Genomic DNA, 18,942 nt, shown 5'->3' on the forward strand with positions numbered 1-18,942 from the left:
TGTCTGTAAAATTCTTATTCACTTGCTGAAAGAATGGAAATCTCTTGTGACTTGTAGTATAATAGGACTACTATGGAAAAAAAGATATTTCAACTTTTGGAGTGGATGGCTTCTAAGACTGGGCAGTTGGTGTTGGGCTCTTTTATCCTCCTCAGTGTTGTAACTTTTTCAATTTTTACTATTTGGGATATGGCTGCAGCACCCTTCAACAAGGCGCGTAGTCACGCAGTTACTGTAGCTACAGAATATGCAGATTTACAAACTGTCAAGGATTTTTCTATCTACAATGGCATGGAAACCTATTTTAGTGTATTTGGTACTACCAGTCAGGGAGAAGACGTTGCAGTTTTGATTCCAGAGGCTTCTAGCACTGTGTATGTCTATCCTTTGGCTCAGGGAATTTCGCAAGAAGAAGCGCAAGCTATTGCCAAGGAAAATGGTGCAGGTCAGGTAGAGCGAACTATTCTAGGCTTGCGGGATGGCAAGCCAATTTGGGAAGTCAAATCAGGAACAGCCTATTATTTAGTAGAGTTTGAAACAGGAAGTTTTGTCAAGAAGGAGGGCTTATGAACAAGCTATCAAAACGTGTCTTAGAGATGGAAGAAAGTGTCACCCTGGCAGCTGGTGCGCGGGCCAAGGCCTTGAAGGCGGAAGGACGTGATATTTTAGAGCTGACCTTGGGTGAGCCAGACTTTGTCACACCGAAGAATATTCAAGAAGCAGCTGTTCGTTCTATTGAAAATGGCGAGGCCAGCTTTTACACAGTGGCTTCAGGTCTGCCAGAATTGAAGGACGCGGTCAATACTTATTTTGAGAAGTTCTACGGCTACTCCATCGAACGCAACCAAGTCGTTCTTGCCACGGGTGCCAAGTTTGTTCTCTATGCCTTCTTTGCGGCGGTTATCAATCCTGGTGATGAGGTTCTGATTCCAACACCTTACTGGGTTTCCTATGCCGACCAGATTAAGATGAACGAAGGCGTGCCAGTTTTTGTCACAGCGACGGAAGAGCACAATTTCAAGGTAACGGTTGACCAGTTGGAAGCGGCTCGGACTGACAAGACCAAGGTCCTCTTGCTCAATAGTCCGTCCAATCCGACTGGTATGATATACAGTCGTGAGGAATTGGAAGCTATCGGAAACTGGGCTGTGGAGCACGACATTCTCATCTTGGCAGACGATATTTACGGTCGTTTGGTTTACAATGGGAACAGCTTCACGCCGATTTCAAGCATTTCAGAAAGCATTCGCCAGCAGACTATTGTGGTCAATGGTGTTGCAAAAGCTTATGCCATGACAGGTTGGCGGGTTGGTTTTGCGGTTGGTAATCCTGAAATCATTGCGGCCATGAGCAAGATTGTCGGACAAACGACTTCGAATTTAACGACTGCTGCTCAGTATGCGGCCATAGAAGCCTTTACAGGTCCGCAAGATACGGTAGAAACCATGCGTCAGGCCTTTGAAGAACGACTTAACACCATCTATCCATTACTAGCAGAAGTGCCAGGTTTTGAAGTCATCAAGCCAGAAGGTGCCTTCTATCTCTTCCCAAATGTCAAAAAAGCAATGGAAATGAAGGGCTACACAGATGTGACCGAATTTACCACTGCTATCTTGGAAGAGGTTGGTGTCGCCTTGGTGACAGGTGCAGGTTTTGGAGCTCCTGAAAATATTCGCCTCAGCTATGCGATGGATATGGATACACTAAAAGAAGCGGTGGCTCGACTACACACATTTATGAAAAAGTAAAAGAGGAAAAATAATGTCTAGAAAATTGATTACCATTAACCAAGTAAAAGATTATGTTGGTCAAGAAGTGACCATTGGAGCCTGGGTTGCCAACAAGTCAGGTAAGGGCAAGTTGGCTTTCTTGCAGTTGCGTGACGGAACAGCCTTCTTCCAAGCAGTTGCTTTCAAACCAAACTTCATTGAAAAGTTCGGCGAGGCAGCTGGTGCGGAGAAGTTTGATGTTGCAAAACGCCTCAGCCAAGAAACCTCTGTCTATGTAACAGGGATTGTCAAGGAAGATGAGCGTTCTAAATTTGGTTACGAGTTGGATGTGACAGACATCGAGGTCATCGGTGAGTCACAAGATTACCCTATCACACCAAAAGAACACGGTACGGACTTCCTCATGGACAATCGTCACCTCTGGTTGCGTTCGCGTAAACAGGTTGCTATCCAGCAAATCCGTAACGCCATCATCTATGCGACTTATGAATTCTTTGAAAAGAATGGCTTCATCAAGTTTGATAGCCCAATCTTGTCTGGAAATGCGGCAGAAGATTCGACAGAATTGTTTGAAACAGACTACTTTGGTCAACCAGCTTATCTCAGTCAATCAGGTCAGCTTTACCTAGAAGCTGGTGCTATGGCCCTTGGTCGTGTTTTCGACTTCGGTCCTGTTTTCCGTGCGGAAAAATCAAAAACTCGCCGGCACTTGACGGAGTTCTGGATGATGGATGCCGAGTATTCCTTCCTCAGCCATGACGAGTCACTAGACTTGCAAGAAGCTTATGTCAAAGCCTTGATTCAAGGTGTTATCGACCGTGCTCCACAAGCCTTGGAAACTCTTGAGCGTGATGTGGATGCCCTTAAACGCTACATTGCAGAACCATTCAAACGTGTGGCTTATGATGATGCTATTACCCTTCTTCAAGAGCATGAGGCTGATGAAGGTACAGACTACGAACACATCGAACATGGTGATGACTTCGGCTCACCACATGAAACTTGGATTTCAAACTACTTTGGTGTACCGACTTTCGTTGTCAACTATCCAGCTAGCTTCAAGGCCTTCTACATGAAGCCAGTTCCTGGTAATCCAGAGCGCGTGCTTTGTGCGGACCTCTTGGCACCAGAAGGCTACGGTGAAATTATCGGTGGTTCTATGCGTGAGGACAACTACGATGCCTTGGTAGCTAAGATGGACGAGCTCGGCATGGACAAGTCCGAATATGAATTCTACCTTGACCTTCGTAAGTACGGCTCAGTGCCACACGGTGGTTTCGGTATCGGTATTGAGCGTATGGTGACCTTTGTAGCTGGTACAAAACACATCCGTGAAGCCATTCCGTTCCCGAGAATGTTGCACCGCTTGCATCCGTAATACAGTCTTTTGACTGAACAAGCAGTCTGCAGTTTTGGGTACGAACTTCGTTCGCTCTATTTCCGACCTCTAACAGTCTATTCCTAGACTGTTAGAGCTAGTACTAAAAGTAAACTGAAAGACTGCGAAATAAATATTTACTGACAGACTACAAATGTGGTCTGTTTTCTTTTAGTTGACATTTCTGAATAATTGTTTTACAATGTATTACAATAAGAAAGTAGGTGGAATAATGGGTATTGTATCCCTGCGATTAAATGAAGCAGAAGAGGAACTTTTTAGAAGCTATGCTATTCATACGGGAAAAAGTTTGTCTGAGTTATTCAAATCTGCACTGGCGGAACAGATTGAAGACCAGCTGGATTATGAGATTGGCATCAAGGCTTTGAAGAAATTCCAAGAAAATCCAGTAACTCATTCGATAGATGATGTGCTTGCGGAGTTAGAAGATGGCCTATAAACTTGTGCTCAGCGATGATGCCTTGAAGCAGTTGAAAAAAATGGACAGGCATGTGGGACTGATGCTTGCTAAGGATTTGAAAAAACGTTTGGATGGTTTGGAACATCCAAGGCAGTTTGGCAAGGCCTTGGTCGGAGAGTACAAGGGTCTGTGGCGGTATCGAGTAGGAAATTACCGTGTGATTTGTGATATCATTGACAATAAAATGGTCATTTTAGCTCTTGAAGTTGGGCATCGTAAAGAAATCTATAAAAAGTAAGATTCTAGGAAACTAGGATAGAGATACATAAGCAGACTACAAATGTGGTCTGTTTTCTTGTGTCAATGTGCTTGTTTGCTAAGTTGTGTAGATTTTGCTTTGCTAGGAGGTGATGACATGCTCATTTTCGCTCTCTAGTATGCTATAATAGACTTAGAAAGAATAAAGGAGATTGACAGATGAAAACCATTCACACAGATAAGGCACCAGCAGCTATCGGACCATACGTACAAGGTAAGGTTGTAGGAAATTTCCTCTTTGCTTCTGGTCAGGTTCCCTTGTCACCAGAAACGGGTGAAGTTGTGGGAGTAACCATTCAAGAACAGACAGAGCAGGTCTTGAAAAATATTGCTGCCATTTTAGAAGCAGCTGGTACAGATTTTGACCATGTGGTGAAAACAACTTGTTTCCTCAAGGATATGAATGACTTTGTGGCTTTTAACGAAGTTTATAAAACAGCCTTTTCATCAGATTTCCCAGCACGCTCAGCGGTAGAAGTGGCGCGCTTGCCACGTGATGTTAAGGTTGAGATTGAAGTCATTGCGGTAATTGATTAAGAAAGAAAAGGAGGGAATGTCATGGCAGACAAACTCCACTTAGTTATTGTGACAGGGATGTCGGGAGCTGGTAAGACAGTAGCCATTCAGTCTTTTGAGGATTTGGGCTATTTTACCATTGACAATATGCCACCGACCCTCTTGCCAAAATTTTTAGAATTGATTCGCTACAGCCAAGACAACAATAAGATTGCCTTGGTGGTGGATATGCGGAGCAGGTCTTTCTTTTCGGAAATTCGAGAAGTCTTAGATGAGATTGAATCTGCAGAAGATTTGGATTTCAAGGTCTTGTTTTTGGATGCGACAGATAGCGAATTGGTTGCTCGCTATAAGGAAACTCGACGTTCGCATCCGCTTGCAGCAGATGGTCGGGTTTTGGACGGGATACAGCTTGAGCGTGAGCTCTTGGCACCTCTGAAAAATATGAGCCAGAATGTCATTGATACGACAGAATTGACACCGCGTAATCTGCGGATGGCCATTTCTGAGCAATTTGCTAGTCAGGACAATCAACCATCCTTCCGTGTGGAAGTCATGTCCTTTGGTTTCAAATATGGTCTGCCTCTGGATGCGGACTTGGTTTTTGATGTGCGTTTCTTGCCAAATCCTTATTATCAGAAAGAATTACGCAATCTGACTGGTCTGGATGCTCCTGTCTTTGATTATGTCATGGACCACCAGGAATCTGAAGAATTTTACAGCCACCTTATCGGCTTGATTGAGCCAATTCTGCCAGGTTATCAGAAGGAAGGCAAGTCTGTTCTGACCATTGCTGTTGGTTGCACGGGCGGTCAACACAGAAGCGTTGCTTTTGCCAAACGCTTGGCAGATGATTTGGAGAAAAACTGGATTGTCAATCGTAGCCATCGTGACAAGGATAGACGGAAGGAAACGGTCAACCGCTCATGAGAAAACCAAAGATTACAGTGATTGGGGGCGGTACGGGAATTCCAGTCATTTTGAAGAGTTTGCGGGACAAGGATGTGGACATTACGGCCATCGTGACGGTAGCAGATGACGGGGGTTCCTCAGGTGAAATTCGTCAAGCTCTGCAGGTGACGCCCCCAGGAGATCTGCGTAACGTCCTTCTGGCCATGTCCGATATGCCCAAATTGTATGAGAAGATTTTCCAGTATCGCTTTGCGGATTCGGACGGTCCTCTGGCCGGACATCCCCTAGGAAATCTGATTATTGCTGGAATTTCGGAGATGCAGGGTTCGACCTATAATGCTATGCGGCTGCTAACTCGATTTTTCCACACGACAGGTCGGATTTACCCTTCTAGTGAACAAGCCTTGACTCTCCATGCTGTATTTACAGATGGTACTGAGGTGTCGGGTGAGAGCAAGATTGCCAAACATAAGGGCATGATTGGCCATGTCTATGTGACCAATTCCTACAATGATGATGAGCCTAAGGCCAGTCGTCAGGTGGTCGAGGCCATTATGGAGAGTGACATGGTGGTCTTGGGACCTGGTTCGCTCTTTACTTCCATTCTGCCCAATCTCATGATTTCAGATCTTGGGAAAGCTCTGAAGGAAACCAAGGCTGAAGTGACCTATGTCTGCAATATTATGACCCAGCGTGGTGAAACTGAGTTTTTCTCAGATGCTGACCATGTGACCGTCTTGAATGGTCATCTGGGCGAAAAGTTCATCGATACTGTTTTGGTTAATAGTGAACCCGTTCCGCAAGACTACATGAATACCCACCAGTTTGATGAATATTTGGTTCAGGTTAAGCATGATTTTGCTGGCCTACAAGAACAAGCTCGCCGTGTGATTTCATCTAATTTCTTACGTTTGGAAAATGGCGGAGCTTTTCATGATGGTGATTTGGTGGTAGAAGAGTTGCTCAAGATTTTGCAGGTGCGGTCATGAGTTTTACTATAAAAGTCAAAGAAGAGCTTTTGATACAAGCTATTCAAAATAAGAGTGAGCTGTCAGCTATTATCAAACTGTCTGGTAGTCTGGGGCTGGCTTCATCAGGCTTGACCCTGTCTATCTCGACTGAAAATGCCAAAATTGCAAGACATATCTACGAATTGTTCCTGCATTTTTATCAGGTAAAAGCTGAAATCCGTCACCATCAAAAACCTAATCTCAAAAAGAACCGTGTTTATGCAGTAGTCATTGAGGAGGGGGTCAATGACATCTTAAATGATTTGCATTTGGCGGATAGTTTTTTTGGATTGGAAACAGGGATTTCGCCCCTTGTCCTTGAAAATGATAGCTGGAGCCAAGCCTATTTGCGTGGGGCTTTCTTGGCAGCAGGTTCTGTCAAGGACCCTGAAAAGGGACGGTATCAGTTAGAAATTGCCTCTGTTTATAGTGACCATGCCCATGACTTAGCTAATCTGTTACAAAAATTTCTCTTGGATGCCAAGGTTATTGAGCGAAGCAAGGGAACCATTACCTATCTGCAACGGGCAGAAGATATTATGGACTTTCTCTTAGTCATAGGGGCAGAGGAAGCCAAGACAGCCTTTGAAGATATTAAGCTCTTGCGTGAGGCCAGAAACGACCTCAACCGAGCTAACAATGCTGAAACGGCTAACATTGCTAAAACTGTCAACGCCAGCATGAAGACCATCAACAACATTATAAAAATTATGGATACCATAGGCTTAGACCAGCTGACGGGAGACTTGCAAGAGATTGCCCAACTCCGTATCCAACATCCTGATTATTCGATTCAACAATTAGCAGATAGTTTGACAGTACCCATCACAAAGAGCGGGGTTAATCATCGACTGCGGAAAATCAATAAGATTGCGGATGATTTATAGTTTTTTCGAACCAGTTCTTTTGAGCTGGTTTTTCTGTTGTAAATTTGATTATAATCATTCGTCTTATAAGTTAATATATGTTATAATCGTAGGAGAATGATTGATAAAGGAGCTTGAAAATGATCAGCCGCGAGCAGTATAGCTATCTTAGGAAACATCCAACCTTTGAAAACCTTAACCGAGATAGCTTTGACCAGCTGGCCAAGCATATCCGCTTTCGAAAGGTTCCTAAAGGGCAGATATTTTTTTATGCCGAGGATCCAAGAGACTATTTATTTGTCTTGCAGAAGGGCTATGCCAGGATTGAACAGTATGATGAAACAGACAGTTTTACCTATCTGGACTATATCCGACAGGGTGGTGCCTTTCCATTGGCGGACATGTTCCAAGATAAACCCTATCATTACACAGCTATTGCTATCACAGATTTGGAATGTTTGATTATCCCTATGTCCTTATTTGAAAGTATATCAAAGACCAATCCTTGTCAGTTGGTTTATATTTGTCAAAAATTATCCAAAATCCTGGGCTTTCAGGAATTGCGCCTGCGTAATAGTATGCGGTCCAAGGCTTCGGAGCGAGTTGTTCAGGCCTTAGCACTTCTCTATTGGGATATGTGCCAGCGGGAAGGGTTGGCAAGTTTGCCATTTGATATTCATATTCAGGAAATTGCTCGCCTGGCCGCAACGACAAGGGAAACAGTTAGCCATGTTCTCAAGCAATTAAAGCAGGATAAAAAGATTATCTATAGGCGAAAAATCCTGACTTATCTGGATGTTGATTATTTTCTAGCCAATTTAACGGAAACTTATTGAAGTTTTCGTTCTTTTTTTACAAAAAATAAAAATTCACATAATGATATAGATAGATAGAAATATGCGTAATTAAAGTGATATTATTAATATTTACCCAAAAATCCTGTGAAAAATGTGATGAATTTCTCAAAAAGATGTGAACGTTTTCAAGTTTTTCTTTCTGATATTTGATAGACTGTAGTTGTCAAGGAAAGGGTGGAAAGCGTACGGTCCACTAACATTTCCAATCAAAGAAAAAAATATTAGGAGGACAGATCATGTCACATCATCCAATCCATGTGTTTTCAGAAATTGGTAAACTGAAAAAAGTTATGCTACATAGGCCGGGTAAAGAAATTGAAAACTTGATGCCTGACCACTTGGAGCGTCTATTATTTGATGATATTCCCTTCCTAGAAGATGCTCAGAGGGAACACGATGCCTTTGCGCAAGCCCTTCGTGACGAAGGAGTTGAGGTGCTCTATCTGGAGCAATTGGTCGCTGAATCACTGGTAACACCTGAAATTCGTGAGCAATTTATCGATGAGTATCTTGATGAAGCAAATATTCGTGGTCGTGCTACTAAGAAAGCCATTCGTAAGCTCTTGCTAGCTATTGAGGATAACAAGGAGTTAGTAGAAAAAACCATGGCTGGTGTTCAAAAGGCAGAACTGCCACCGGTTCCAGCTGATGAAAAAGGGTTGACAGATTTGGTCGAATCATCTTACCCATTTGCCATTGATCCAATGCCGAACCTTTACTTCACACGGGATCCATTTGCGACCATTGGTAATGCGGTATCACTCAACCATATGTATGCTGAAACCCGTAACCGTGAAACCCTCTACGGTAAGTATATCTTCACCTATCACCCAGACTATGCTGGAAAGGTTCCACTGGTCTATAACCGTGATGAAACCACCCGTATCGAAGGTGGAGATGAGTTAATTCTTTCCAAAGATTTGTTGGCAGTGGGTATTTCCCAACGGACAGATGCTGCCTCTATCGAAAAACTATTAGTTAATATTTTTGAACGGGGCGTTGGCTTCAAGAAAGTTTTAGCCTTTGAGTTTGCAAATAGTCGCAAGTTTATGCATTTGGATACTGTCTTTACCATGGTAGACTACGATAAATTTACCATTCACCCTGAAATAGAAGGAACCCTCCGTGTCTTCTCTGTGACTTATGAAAATGAAACTCTCCATATCGAAGAAGAACATGGTGATTTGGCAGAGGTTTTGGCAAGTAATTTGGGTCTTGAAAAAGTAGAGCTCATCCGTTGTGGTGGTGATAATATCGTTGCAGCAGGGCGTGAGCAATGGAATGACGGTTCCAATACCCTGACCATTGCACCAGGTGTAGTTGTTGTTTACAAACGCAATACCATTACAAATGCAATTCTTGAATCCAAGGGGCTTCGTTTAATCAAGGTTAGCGGAAGTGAGTTGGTTCGCGGTCGTGGTGGACCACGTTGTATGTCCATGCCATTTGAACGGGAAGACCTATAAAACTGTATGAAATAGAATAAACTGATAGGAGAAGAAACAATGACAAACATTTTTAAAGGCAGACACTTCCTTGCAGAGAAAGATTTCACACGCGCAGAATTGGAATGGTTGATTGATTTCTCAGCTCATTTGAAAGATTTGAAAAAACGCAATATTCCACACCGTTATTTGGAAGGTAAAAATATTGCTCTCTTGTTTGAAAAAACATCTACTCGTACTCGTGCTGCCTTCACAGTAGCATCCATTGACCTTGGTGCTCATCCAGAATACCTCGGTGCAAATGATATCCAGCTTGGCAAGAAGGAATCGACAGAAGATACTGCTAAGGTTTTGGGACGTATGTTCGACGGTATTGAATTCCGTGGTTTCAGCCAAAAGATGGTGGAAGAATTGGCAGAATTCTCAGGTGTGCCAGTATGGAATGGATTGACAGATGCATGGCACCCAACTCAAATGTTGGCTGACTACTTGACTGTCAAAGAAAACTTTGGCAAGTTGGAAGGATTGACTTTGGTTTACTGTGGTGATGGTCGTAACAACGTTGCCAACTCTCTCTTGGTGACAGGTGCCATTCTTGGTGTCAACGTCCATATCTTCTCTCCAAAAGAACTCTTCCCAGATGAAACTGTTGTGGCATTGGCAGAAGGCTTTGCCAAAGAAAGCGGCGCGCGTGTTCTTATTACTGACAATGCTGACGAGGCAGTTAAAGGCGCAGATGTTCTCTATACAGACGTTTGGGTATCCATGGGTGAAGAAGCTAAATTTGCAGAACGTGTTGCTCTCCTGAAACCATACCAAGTGAATATGGAATTGGTGAAAAAAGCAGAAAACGACAATCTTATCTTCCTACACTGCTTACCTGCCTTCCATGATACAAATACTGTTTATGGTAAAGATGTTGCTGAAAAATTCGGCGTAGAAGAAATGGAAGTAACTGATGAAGTCTTCCGTAGCAAATATGCACGTCACTTCGACCAGGCTGAAAACCGTATGCACACTATTAAAGCAGTGATGGCGGCTACCTTAGGGGATCCATTTGTTCCACGTGTGTAATACTCTTCGAAAATCAAACTCATACGTTGTTGCCTCGATTTGATGAACTTCAGTTCTATCTTCATCTTCGTCGCCTAGTCTGATTTTGATTTTCATTGAGTATATTCTCTAGTCATCGCACCTCCTGGGGGCTGAACCCAGCCCCCTTTTCTTAGATAAAAAAATGAAAGCGATTTCTAGAATATGAAAGAGAGGCGAAAACACAAGATATGGTAAATCGTAAAATTGTAGTAGCCTTGGGTGGCAATGCTATTTTATCCTCCGACCCATCGGCTAAAGCACAAAAAGAGGCCTTGGTACAAACAGCCAAGCACCTTGTTAAACTAATCAAAAATGGCGACGACTTGATTATTACCCATGGTAATGGTCCTCAAGTCGGAAACCTGTTGCTCCAAAACCTGGCAGCTGATTCAGAAAAGAACCCAGCTTTTCCACTGGATAGCTTGGTAGCTATGACAGAAGGTTCCATCGGTTTCTGGCTCCAAAATGCCTTGGAAAATGAATTGGCTAAGGAAGGCATTGAAAAGGATGTAGCTTCCGTCGTTACCCAGGTTATTGTTGATAAACATGACCCAGCCTTTGAAAATTTGACCAAGCCAATTGGACCATTCTACACAGAAGAAGAAGCTAAGGCGGAAGCTGAAAAGACAGGTGCGACCTTCAAAGAAGATGCCGGTCGTGGCTGGCGTAAAGTCGTGGCTTCACCAAAACCAGTAGGCATTAAGGAAATCGGCACCATTCGTACCCTTCTCAATGCAGGTGAAGTAGTCGTAGCTGCTGGTGGCGGTGGTATTCCAGTCGTTCAAGAAGCAGATGGTACCTTGACAGGTGTGGAAGCGGTTATTGATAAGGACTTTGCTTCCCAATGTTTGGCTGAATTAGTCGATGCAGACCTATTTATCGTATTGACAGGTGTAGATTATGTCTTTGTCAACTACAACAAACCAGACCAAGAAAAATTAGAAACAGTTACCGTGGCTGAATTGGAAGAATATATCAAGCAAAACCAATTTGCGCCAGGTTCCATGCTACCGAAAGTAGAAGCTGCTATTGCCTTTGTCAATCATAAACCGCAATCAAAAGCAGTCATTACATCGCTCGAAAACTTGGGTGCCTTGATTGAATCAGACAGCGGTACTATTATTGTGAAAGAGTAACGAGTTCTTTTGAGATGGACGGGGGAGTAGGGAAGAAATGGATGGTTAGCGAAAATGGCTGACCAATAAGTGTCTTCCTTCAGATTTTCAAGGTCCTCCCCCTTCCATCCATTCTATCAAGTATCTATCTATAAGCAATGTTTTCAGACGATACTCTGAAAGAGATGGCAATCTCTTGAAGATAGGTGGATATTTGATAAGGTCATTGTGGATACATTTCACTTAAAAATATTATAGGAGGTTTTTGCGATGAGCGAAAAAGTGAAAAAAGGCTTTAAAATGCCTTCATCGTATTCTATTTTGATGCTCATTATTGCCTTTATGGCAGTTATGACATGGGTTATTCCAGCTGGTCAGTATGAAAAAGACGAAGCTGGAAAATATATTACAGGCACTTACCAAGCAGTAGCTCAAAATCCGCAGGGAATTTGGGATATTGTGATGGCGCCAGTTCGGGCTATGTTGGGGCATGGTGATACTAGCAAGGCTATCGACGTTGCCTTCTTCATCCTGATGGTTGGTTCCTTCTTGGGCGTGGTCAATGAAACGGGTGCTCTTGATGTGGGGATTGCTTCCATTGTGAAACGCTTCAAGGGTCGTGAGAAAATGTTGATTTACATCCTCATGCCTTTGTTTGCCTTGGGTGGTTCTACCTACGGTATGGGTGAGGAAACCATGGCCTTCTTCCCACTCTTAGTTCCTGTTATGATGGCAGTTGGTTTTGATAGTATTACAGGTGTTGCCATTATCTTGCTGGGTTCTCAAATCGGCTGTTTGGCTTCGACTGTAAACCCATTTGCGACAGGTGTGGCTTCGGATGCAGCAGGAGTTTCCTTGGCAGATGGTATGATATGGCGGATTATCTTCTTTATCGTCATTTTGGGCCTGGGTGTGTGGTTTGTTGCCAACTATGCTGAAAAAGTGAAAAACGACCCAACTAAATCCTTGGTTTACAAACAACGTGAAGCAGATATGGCTCATTTCAATGTCAACACATCTGAAGAAGTCAATGCTGTCTTAACACCAGCTCAAAAACGTGTTCTTTGGGTCTTCGTCTTGACTTTTGTTGTCATGATTTGTAGCTTTATTCCTTGGGAAGACTTGGGTGTTTCTGTCTTTGCAGATTTCAATACCTGGTTGCTTGGCTTGCCAGGTATCGGTCAGGTGATTGGTAGTTCGGCTTATCCATTTGGCTGGTGGTATTTCCCTGAAGGAGCTATGCTCTTTGCAGTAGCAGGTGTCTTGGTCGGTATTGTCTATGGCATGGACGAAGCGCGTCTGGTGAAGGCCTTTATGAATGGTGCGGCGGACTTGCTCAGTGTTGCTCTTATCTGCGCGGTGGCGCGTGGTATTCAAGTCATCATGAATGACGGTATGATTACAGCGACTATTCTACACTGGGGTGAAGTTGGCTTGCAAGGTTTGTCTTCACAAGTCTTCATCATCTTGACCTATCTCTTCTACCTGCCCATGTCCTTCCTAATTCCATCAACATCTGGTCTTGCAGGGGCATCCATGGGTATTATGGCACCTCTCGGTGAGTTTGTTAATGTGCCAGCTCATTTGATTATCACAGCCTTCCAAGCTGCTTCTGGTGTACTGAACTTAGTGGCTCCAACCTCAGGTATTGTAATGGGAGCCTTGGCTTTAGGTCGTGTAGAGATCGGAACTTGGTATAAATTTGTAGGTAAATTGATTGCAGCTATCGTACTTGCATCAATTGCGATTCTTGTCATTGCGACATTCTTCTAATCGAAATTCTGGGTCAGATTTTGTCATAATTGCAGATGAAATCTGGCTCAGTTTTTCCATTTGTGATAGAATGAAAACAGAAAGAACTATATTTTAATCTGTTGAAAGGAGAAACAATGGAAACAAGTTTTATTCAAGCACAGCATCAAGAGGCTTGTGTCGAGGCGATTAAGGAACTGGTAGCTTTTCCGTCTGTCCTACATGAAGGTCAAAACCAAACACCATTTGGTCAGGCTATTCAGGATGTCTTGGAACACACCCTAGCTATGACTGAGAAGATGGGCTTTACTACCTATCTGGATCCAGAAGGCTATTATGGCTATGCAGAAATTGGTCAAGGGAAAGACTTGCTGGCTGTTCTCTGTCATTTGGATGTCGTACCTGCTGGTGATCTCAAGCAATGGAACACACCGCCATTTGAAGCAGTCGTAAAAGATGGCTTCCTGATTGGTCGCGGTGTCCAAGACGATAAGGGACCCTCTATGGCGGCTCTCTTTGCTGTCAAGGCTTTAATGGATGCAGGTGTCACTTTTACCAAACGTATTCGCTTTATTTTTGGTACCGATGAAGAAACACTTTGGCGCTGTATGAATCGCTACAATCAACTAGAAGAAGTGGCAACTATGGGCTTTGCACCTGATTCCTCCTTCCCTTTAACCTATGCGGAAAAAGGCTTGTTACAAGCTAAATTGCATGGACCAGGCCACCCTTGTCTGAGTATCGAAGCGGGAACTGCCTATAATGTCGTACCTGCTAAGGCTAGCTATTCAGGCCACTTATTAGCTGGGGTCATGGCAGAGTTGGACCAGCTGGGCTTTGATTATGAAAGCAATGATGACCAAGTGACCGTTCTGGGTATTTCGCGGCACGCCAAGGATGCTGCTGAGGGTGTCAATGCCATCGTACGTTTGGCCAAGGCCTTGGACAAATTTGAAGACCATCCGACTTTAAACTTTATTGTCAATGCTATTGGAGAAGATGCCACAGGCTTCAAGCTGTTTGGCGATGTAACCGACGAGCCGTCAGGTACCTTGAGTTTCAATATTGCGGGTCTGACCATCAATGCCAAGAAATCAGAAATTCGTTTGGATATTCGCATACCTGTCACAGCGGACAAGGAAAAATTGGTGGCGACCCTGCAAGCCAAGGCTCAGGAGTGTGGTCTGACCTATGAAGAATTTGATTACTTAGCATCTCTCTATGTCCCACTGGATAGCCAGCTTGTATCGACCCTCATGTCCGTCTATCAGGATAAAACAGGAGATATGGACAGCCAGCCTATCTCATCTGGGGGAGCGACTTTTGCTCGAACCATGCCAAACTGTGTGGCTTTTGGAGCTTGTTTCCCTGACACAGAACAGACGGAACATCAGGAAAATGAACGCATGCCATTGGAAGATTTGTACAAAACAATGGACATTTACGCGGAAGCTATTTATCGTTTGGCTGCTGAATAAAAGAAAAGTTCTCAGATTGTTTGGTCTGAGAACTTTTCTTTTATTCGACAGCTTTCTAATCAAGCCTTGCTAAAGAAGAAAGGAGGGGCATACTGTTTGAGGTACTCAAAACAAGACTGGGCACTTTCATTATCCTCACAGATAATCAAGCAGACATCATCGCCACAAACTGTCGCAATGATTTCAGGGATTTCCATGGCATCCAAAATAGAGCCGAAGGAATTGGCCAGACCTGGCAGGGCTTTCAAGATGACCTGATGCTGAACAGGCTTAAGCATGACCAAGGCATCTTCCATATAGAGCCGAAGGCGTTTTTCCCAGCGACTTGGAGCAATGGGGTTGATGACATAATGAGAAGAATCGTCTTCATTGACCTTGACCAAATTGAGCATCTTGATGTCGCGGGATAGGGTGGACTGGGTGACAGTTACACCGTTCAAATTGAGGAGTTCTTGTAGTTCTTGTTGGGTATGGATTTTTTTCTCCATAACCAAGGACAAAATCAATTGGTGACGACTTTCAATCTTGTTCATAGGAACCTCCTACAAATATGGTTGTACACGGAAAATTCAGCAGAAAGTCTTGACTGGATTGGCCATGGACAAGGAAAGTGTCGCTATTGAAGAAACATAGCATCTCCAAAACTGAAGAAGCGGTAGCCTTCTTCAACAGCGTGTTTATAGGCTTCTAAGACAAATTCTCGGCCAGCAAAGGCAGATACCAGCATGACCAGAGTTGATTTGGGTAGGTGGAAATTGGTTGAAAAGGCATCAACGATGCGGAATTCATAGCCTGGCTTGATGAAAATATTTGTCCAGCCAGCATCAGCTTCTAGTCGACCATCAAATTTGTTGCCAATCGTTTCTAAGGTACGAATAGATGTTGTACCCACTGCCACAATCCGACCGCCTGCAGCCTTGACTTGATTGAGGGTCTGGGCTGCTTCAGCAGATAGGGTATAAAATTCAGAATGCATTTCATGTTCATCAAGATTGTCAACGGAAACCGGTCGGAAGGTGCCAAGACCGACATGAAGGGTTAGGTAAACTAATTTCACTCCCTTTGCCTCAATCTTCTCAAGTAATTCTTGGGTGAAATGCAGTCCAGCAGTTGGGGCTGCGGCAGATCCGTTTTCTTTGGCATAGACAGTTTGATAGCGCTCGCGGTCTTCCAATTTCTCATGAATGTAAGGCGGAAGGGGCATTTCTCCAAGACTTTCCAACACTTCAAGGAAAATACCATCATAGGTGAACTCAACAATTCGTCCACCGTGTTCTAATTCTTCAATGATAGTGGCTGTCAATCTTCCATCACCAAAGGCAACCGTGGTACCGACTTTCAGGCGTTTGGCTGGCTTAGCAAGGACTTCCCACTGATCACCTTGGGTATTTTTCAAAAGCAACAATTCCACATGACCATTGGTTTCGGGCTTGTAACCATAGAGGCGGGCAGGGAGCACGCGTGTGTTGTTCATGACCAGAGCATCACCAGGGTTTAGCTGGTCAATGATGTGGTCGAAGTGGCTGTCGACCATGGTCTTTTGCTGGTGGTCGAGGATGAGTAGGCGAGAGCTGTCGCGCTTCTCAAGTGGGACTTGGGCAATCAGTTCTTCAGGTAATTCAAAATCAAAATCTGCGGTATTCATGAGTTCTCCTGTTTAAATTAGTATTAAAAAATAGATGAGCAGGCCAAATGGAAGCAATAACAAGGGAAGACCAATTGAGAAAAAGATTATTTTTAGTGTTCTCGAATTGGTGATGAGATAGCCTGCCAGGCAATTCAGAATACCGAGAAAGAATAGGTATATAAGTACATTTGTCATACTTTCATTATACCATAGTTGTATTCCTAAGTCTTGGTGGACGAGAAAGAGTTAGCAATAATTTTCTAATTTATTATACTAATATTAGTAAAAAATATAATGTGAAAGGCTTGACAAAAATTGGTCTATACCATATAATAGAATTATAAAATCGGTCTATACCAAAAAAGGAGAAATAAGAATGAAAGTTCATATCGTTAAGAACCAAGTGGAAGGGGCAGCTATTGCCTTTGATATTCTCAAACAGAAATTAGCAGCTGGTGCGCAAGTTCTTGGCTTGGCAACAGGTTCTAGCCCAATCGAATTTTATAAACAGATTCGTGAGAGTGACTTGGACTTTTCTGAGGTGACATCAGTTAACTTAGATGAGTATGTCGGCTTAGGTGAAGACAGTGACCAATCCTATGTTTATTTTATGAAAGAACATCTCTTTAATGCCAAACCATTCAAGGAAAACTATTTACCAAATGGTCTGGCTGCTGATCTTGATGCGGAGTTGGAGCGTTACAATGCCATCTTGGAAAACCATCCAGTTGATTTCCAAATCCTTGGAATTGGTCGGAATGGTCACATCGGCTTTAACGAACCAGGTGCTTCTTTTGACGGAATTGCCCGCGTTGTCGATTTGGCGCCATCAACCATCGAAGCCAACGCCCGCTTCTTTGAAAATCCAGAAGATGTTCCAAAACAAGCTATCTCGATGGGTATTGCTAACATCCTATCTGCCAAAACCATTGTTCTCATGGCCTATGGTCAGGAAAAAGCTGACGCCATTAAGGCGACAGTGGAAGGACCAGTGACGGAGCAAGTTCCAGCAAGCGTCCTTCAAAACCATGAAGATGTTGTCCTCATCATCGATGAATCGGCAGCTAGTAAGTTAGCATAATAGACAAAACCACTTTATATGAATGAACCCGCTGAAAACTTCATGTTAATGCCTTTTCGGTGGGTCTATTTTTGTAGTCTGATCGAATAGCTATGGCCTACTGTCTAAGTCACATTCACTAAACAGCGCAAGTTGGGAGGTGAAAACTTATGCAGATAGTTTTCTGAAACTTGTTTTGCTACCCTTGATAGTCAGCCAAGCAGCAGAACGAATTGCGGAGTGTCTAATCCGTAAGTGGCAAGACAAACACGACAAGAAACTTAGCCTGAGTGCCTTGAGCAAGCACAAAAAATACCCATGGCGACCACCGTGGGTATTTTTCTTATGCTTAGTTTTCTGAATTTTTAAGCTCGGTTAGTGAACACATTTGTTCTTAGTTTTCAAGCGTCCAGTCCAAGTCGGGTCCTACAGGAACGATGCCAGTAGGATTGATGGTCTTGTGACTGCCGTAGTAGTGCTGCTTGATATGGTCAAAGTCAACCGTTTCTGCAATGCCAGCATGGTTGTAAATCCGCTTGGTGTAATTCCACAAGTTTGGATAGTCAACCAAAGCCTTGATATTGCATTTGAAATGTCCAAAGTAAACAGGGTCAAAACGTACCAAGGTGGTAAAGAGACGCAGGTCAGCCTCTGTCAGCTGGTTGCCCACCAGATAGTCCTTATCAGCCAAATGCTCTTCTAGTTTGTCCAAGGCAGCAAAGAGGTTTTTGACTTCTTTTTCATAGACTTTCTGATTGGTTGAAAATCCAGCCTTGTAGACTCCATTGTTGATGTTGGGATAAACAAAATCATTCATGGCATCAATCTCAGCTTGCAGGTGTTCTGGATAGTAGTCGTCATGATTACCTGTAATGTCATTGAAAGCGGTATTGAACATGCGCATAATTTCTGCGGATTCGTTGCTGACAATGGTATTGGTTTCTTTGTCCCAAAGTACAGGCACCGTCACCCGACCAGAGTAAGTTGGGTCAGCCTTCAAATAGACCTGATAGAGATAGTCGCTGTTAAAGAGGGGATCCTTGATAACACCTGGACCATCTTCGAATGTCCAGCCATTTTCTAACATAAGGGGATGAACGACAGACAAGGAAATATGGTCTTCCAAGCCCTTCAATTTTCGCATCATCAAGGTCCGACTAGCCCATGGACAAGCTAGAGAAATATAGAGGTGGTAGCGACCAGACTCGGCCTTGAAACCGCCTTTTCCTGTTGGACCAGCCTGTCCATCTGGCGTAATCCAGTTGCGAAATTGCGTGACAGTCCGGACAAACTTGCCACCTGTTGATTTGGTATCATACCATTGATCTACCCATTTGCCATCTTGTAAAAGTCCCATACTAT

General features: G+C 43.5%; 19 protein-coding genes. 16 read left to right on the top strand and 3 right to left on the bottom strand.

The annotated features are described in order from the left end of the window. Positions 1-72: 72 nt before the first annotated feature. The 15 genes from PW252_RS03705 (at position 73) to PW252_RS03775 (ending at position 14,893) form a co-directional block, all read left to right on the top strand. Positions 73-570 (top strand): cell wall elongation regulator TseB-like domain-containing protein, encoded by a 498-nt coding sequence (locus tag PW252_RS03705; protein WP_248050765.1) that lies wholly within the window; start codon positions 73-75, stop codon positions 568-570. Beyond that, complete coding sequence (locus tag PW252_RS03710) at positions 567-1,748, top strand: pyridoxal phosphate-dependent aminotransferase (RefSeq protein ID WP_248050766.1); 1,182 nt, start codon at positions 567-569, stop codon at positions 1,746-1,748. The genes PW252_RS03705 and PW252_RS03710 overlap by 4 nt, the downstream gene beginning before the upstream one ends. Positions 1,749-1,761: 13 nt before the next feature. Beyond that, positions 1,762-3,108 carry an asparagine--tRNA ligase gene (gene asnS / locus PW252_RS03715; RefSeq protein WP_248050767.1) on the top strand — a complete coding sequence of 449 codons (1,347 nt, stop codon included), beginning with the start codon at positions 1,762-1,764 and terminating at the stop codon, positions 3,106-3,108. Positions 3,109-3,340: 232 nt separating this feature from the next. Then, positions 3,341-3,568: a type II toxin-antitoxin system RelB family antitoxin gene (relB, locus tag PW252_RS03720; RefSeq protein ID WP_248050770.1), complete on the top strand. Its 228-nt coding sequence runs from the start codon at positions 3,341-3,343 to the stop codon at positions 3,566-3,568. Continuing rightward, entirely contained in the window at positions 3,558-3,827 is a 270-nt protein-coding gene (locus tag PW252_RS03725; RefSeq protein WP_248050772.1) for a type II toxin-antitoxin system RelE family toxin, read from the top strand. Before relB ends, PW252_RS03725 begins: the two co-directional genes overlap by 11 nt. Before the next feature lie 179 nt (positions 3,828-4,006). Then, the gene (locus PW252_RS03730; protein ID WP_172049525.1) at positions 4,007-4,384 is read left to right on the top strand and encodes a RidA family protein; all 378 of its coding nucleotides are present in this window, start codon (positions 4,007-4,009) and stop codon (positions 4,382-4,384) included. A gap of 21 nt (positions 4,385-4,405) precedes the next feature. Next, the gene (rapZ, locus tag PW252_RS03735; protein WP_172022276.1) at positions 4,406-5,293 is read left to right on the top strand and encodes an RNase adapter RapZ; all 888 of its coding nucleotides are present in this window, start codon (positions 4,406-4,408) and stop codon (positions 5,291-5,293) included. Further along, positions 5,290-6,264 (top strand): YvcK family protein, encoded by a 975-nt coding sequence (locus PW252_RS03740; protein WP_248050774.1) that lies wholly within the window; start codon positions 5,290-5,292, stop codon positions 6,262-6,264. The genes rapZ and PW252_RS03740 overlap by 4 nt, the downstream gene beginning before the upstream one ends. Beyond that, complete coding sequence (whiA, locus tag PW252_RS03745) at positions 6,261-7,172, top strand: DNA-binding protein WhiA (RefSeq protein ID WP_248050776.1); 912 nt, start codon at positions 6,261-6,263, stop codon at positions 7,170-7,172. The genes PW252_RS03740 and whiA overlap by 4 nt, the downstream gene beginning before the upstream one ends. Positions 7,173-7,291: 119 nt before the next feature. Then, positions 7,292-7,987 (top strand): Crp/Fnr family transcriptional regulator, encoded by a 696-nt coding sequence (locus PW252_RS03750; protein ID WP_248050826.1) that lies wholly within the window; start codon positions 7,292-7,294, stop codon positions 7,985-7,987. Between the two features lie 254 nt (positions 7,988-8,241). Beyond that, positions 8,242-9,474 carry an arginine deiminase gene (gene arcA, locus PW252_RS03755; protein ID WP_172091668.1) on the top strand — a complete coding sequence of 411 codons (1,233 nt, stop codon included), beginning with the start codon at positions 8,242-8,244 and terminating at the stop codon, positions 9,472-9,474. Between the two features lie 39 nt (positions 9,475-9,513). After that, positions 9,514-10,527, top strand: a complete 1,014-nt coding sequence (gene argF / locus PW252_RS03760) for an ornithine carbamoyltransferase (protein WP_105125559.1) — start codon at positions 9,514-9,516, stop codon at positions 10,525-10,527. 209 nt (positions 10,528-10,736) lie between these two features. Continuing rightward, positions 10,737-11,684: a carbamate kinase gene (arcC, locus tag PW252_RS03765; RefSeq protein WP_248050781.1), complete on the top strand. Its 948-nt coding sequence runs from the start codon at positions 10,737-10,739 to the stop codon at positions 11,682-11,684. 249 nt (positions 11,685-11,933) lie between these two features. Further along, complete coding sequence (locus PW252_RS03770; RefSeq protein WP_105118364.1) at positions 11,934-13,436, top strand: YfcC family protein; 1,503 nt, start codon at positions 11,934-11,936, stop codon at positions 13,434-13,436. A gap of 116 nt (positions 13,437-13,552) precedes the next feature. After that, positions 13,553-14,893 (top strand): dipeptidase, encoded by a 1,341-nt coding sequence (locus tag PW252_RS03775; protein ID WP_248050783.1) that lies wholly within the window; start codon positions 13,553-13,555, stop codon positions 14,891-14,893. A 59-nt stretch (positions 14,894-14,952) separates the two neighbouring features. Here the strand turns inward: PW252_RS03775 and PW252_RS03780 are convergent, their stop codons facing one another. Then, the gene (locus tag PW252_RS03780; RefSeq protein ID WP_105118366.1) at positions 14,953-15,426 is read right to left on the bottom strand and encodes an arginine repressor; all 474 of its coding nucleotides are present in this window, start codon (positions 15,424-15,426) and stop codon (positions 14,953-14,955) included. 83 nt (positions 15,427-15,509) lie between these two features. Beyond that, positions 15,510-16,538, bottom strand: coding sequence for a tRNA preQ1(34) S-adenosylmethionine ribosyltransferase-isomerase QueA (gene queA / locus PW252_RS03785; RefSeq protein ID WP_248050785.1), 1,029 nt, complete (start codon positions 16,536-16,538; stop codon positions 15,510-15,512). 358 nt (positions 16,539-16,896) lie between these two features. Here queA and PW252_RS03790 point away from each other — a divergent pair, with 358 nt between their 5' ends. Beyond that, on the top strand, positions 16,897-17,601 hold the full coding sequence (locus PW252_RS03790; RefSeq protein ID WP_248050787.1) for a glucosamine-6-phosphate deaminase: 705 nt from the start codon (positions 16,897-16,899) through the stop codon (positions 17,599-17,601). Positions 17,602-17,974: 373 nt separating this feature from the next. Here the strand turns inward: PW252_RS03790 and PW252_RS03795 are convergent, their stop codons facing one another. Continuing rightward, complete coding sequence (locus PW252_RS03795) at positions 17,975-18,937, bottom strand: glutathione S-transferase family protein (protein ID WP_248050789.1); 963 nt, start codon at positions 18,935-18,937, stop codon at positions 17,975-17,977. Between the last annotated feature and the right edge of the window lie 5 nt (positions 18,938-18,942).

This window comes from Streptococcus sp. 29887 (assembly GCF_032595075.1).
Lineage (GTDB): Bacteria > Bacillota > Bacilli > Lactobacillales > Streptococcaceae > Streptococcus > Streptococcus iners.

Coding starts and splice junctions, on each gene's coding strand:
- PW252_RS03790 (WP_248050787.1), top strand. CDS start 16,897: ATGAAAGTTCATATCGTTAAGAACCAAGTGGAAGGGGCAGCTATTGCC.
- whiA (WP_248050776.1), top strand. CDS start 6,261: ATGAGTTTTACTATAAAAGTCAAAGAAGAGCTTTTGATACAAGCTATT.
- PW252_RS03710 (WP_248050766.1), top strand. CDS start 567: ATGAACAAGCTATCAAAACGTGTCTTAGAGATGGAAGAAAGTGTCACC.
- rapZ (WP_172022276.1), top strand. CDS start 4,406: ATGGCAGACAAACTCCACTTAGTTATTGTGACAGGGATGTCGGGAGCT.
- relB (WP_248050770.1), top strand. CDS start 3,341: ATGGGTATTGTATCCCTGCGATTAAATGAAGCAGAAGAGGAACTTTTT.
- PW252_RS03795 (WP_248050789.1), bottom strand. CDS start 18,937: ATGGGACTTTTACAAGATGGCAAATGGGTAGATCAATGGTATGATACC.
- PW252_RS03770 (WP_105118364.1), top strand. CDS start 11,934: ATGAGCGAAAAAGTGAAAAAAGGCTTTAAAATGCCTTCATCGTATTCT.
- queA (WP_248050785.1), bottom strand. CDS start 16,538: ATGAATACCGCAGATTTTGATTTTGAATTACCTGAAGAACTGATTGCC.
- PW252_RS03740 (WP_248050774.1), top strand. CDS start 5,290: ATGAGAAAACCAAAGATTACAGTGATTGGGGGCGGTACGGGAATTCCA.
- arcC (WP_248050781.1), top strand. CDS start 10,737: ATGGTAAATCGTAAAATTGTAGTAGCCTTGGGTGGCAATGCTATTTTA.
- PW252_RS03775 (WP_248050783.1), top strand. CDS start 13,553: ATGGAAACAAGTTTTATTCAAGCACAGCATCAAGAGGCTTGTGTCGAG.
- asnS (WP_248050767.1), top strand. CDS start 1,762: ATGTCTAGAAAATTGATTACCATTAACCAAGTAAAAGATTATGTTGGT.
- PW252_RS03705 (WP_248050765.1), top strand. CDS start 73: ATGGAAAAAAAGATATTTCAACTTTTGGAGTGGATGGCTTCTAAGACT.
- argF (WP_105125559.1), top strand. CDS start 9,514: ATGACAAACATTTTTAAAGGCAGACACTTCCTTGCAGAGAAAGATTTC.
- PW252_RS03750 (WP_248050826.1), top strand. CDS start 7,292: ATGATCAGCCGCGAGCAGTATAGCTATCTTAGGAAACATCCAACCTTT.
- PW252_RS03730 (WP_172049525.1), top strand. CDS start 4,007: ATGAAAACCATTCACACAGATAAGGCACCAGCAGCTATCGGACCATAC.
- PW252_RS03780 (WP_105118366.1), bottom strand. CDS start 15,426: ATGAACAAGATTGAAAGTCGTCACCAATTGATTTTGTCCTTGGTTATG.
- PW252_RS03725 (WP_248050772.1), top strand. CDS start 3,558: ATGGCCTATAAACTTGTGCTCAGCGATGATGCCTTGAAGCAGTTGAAA.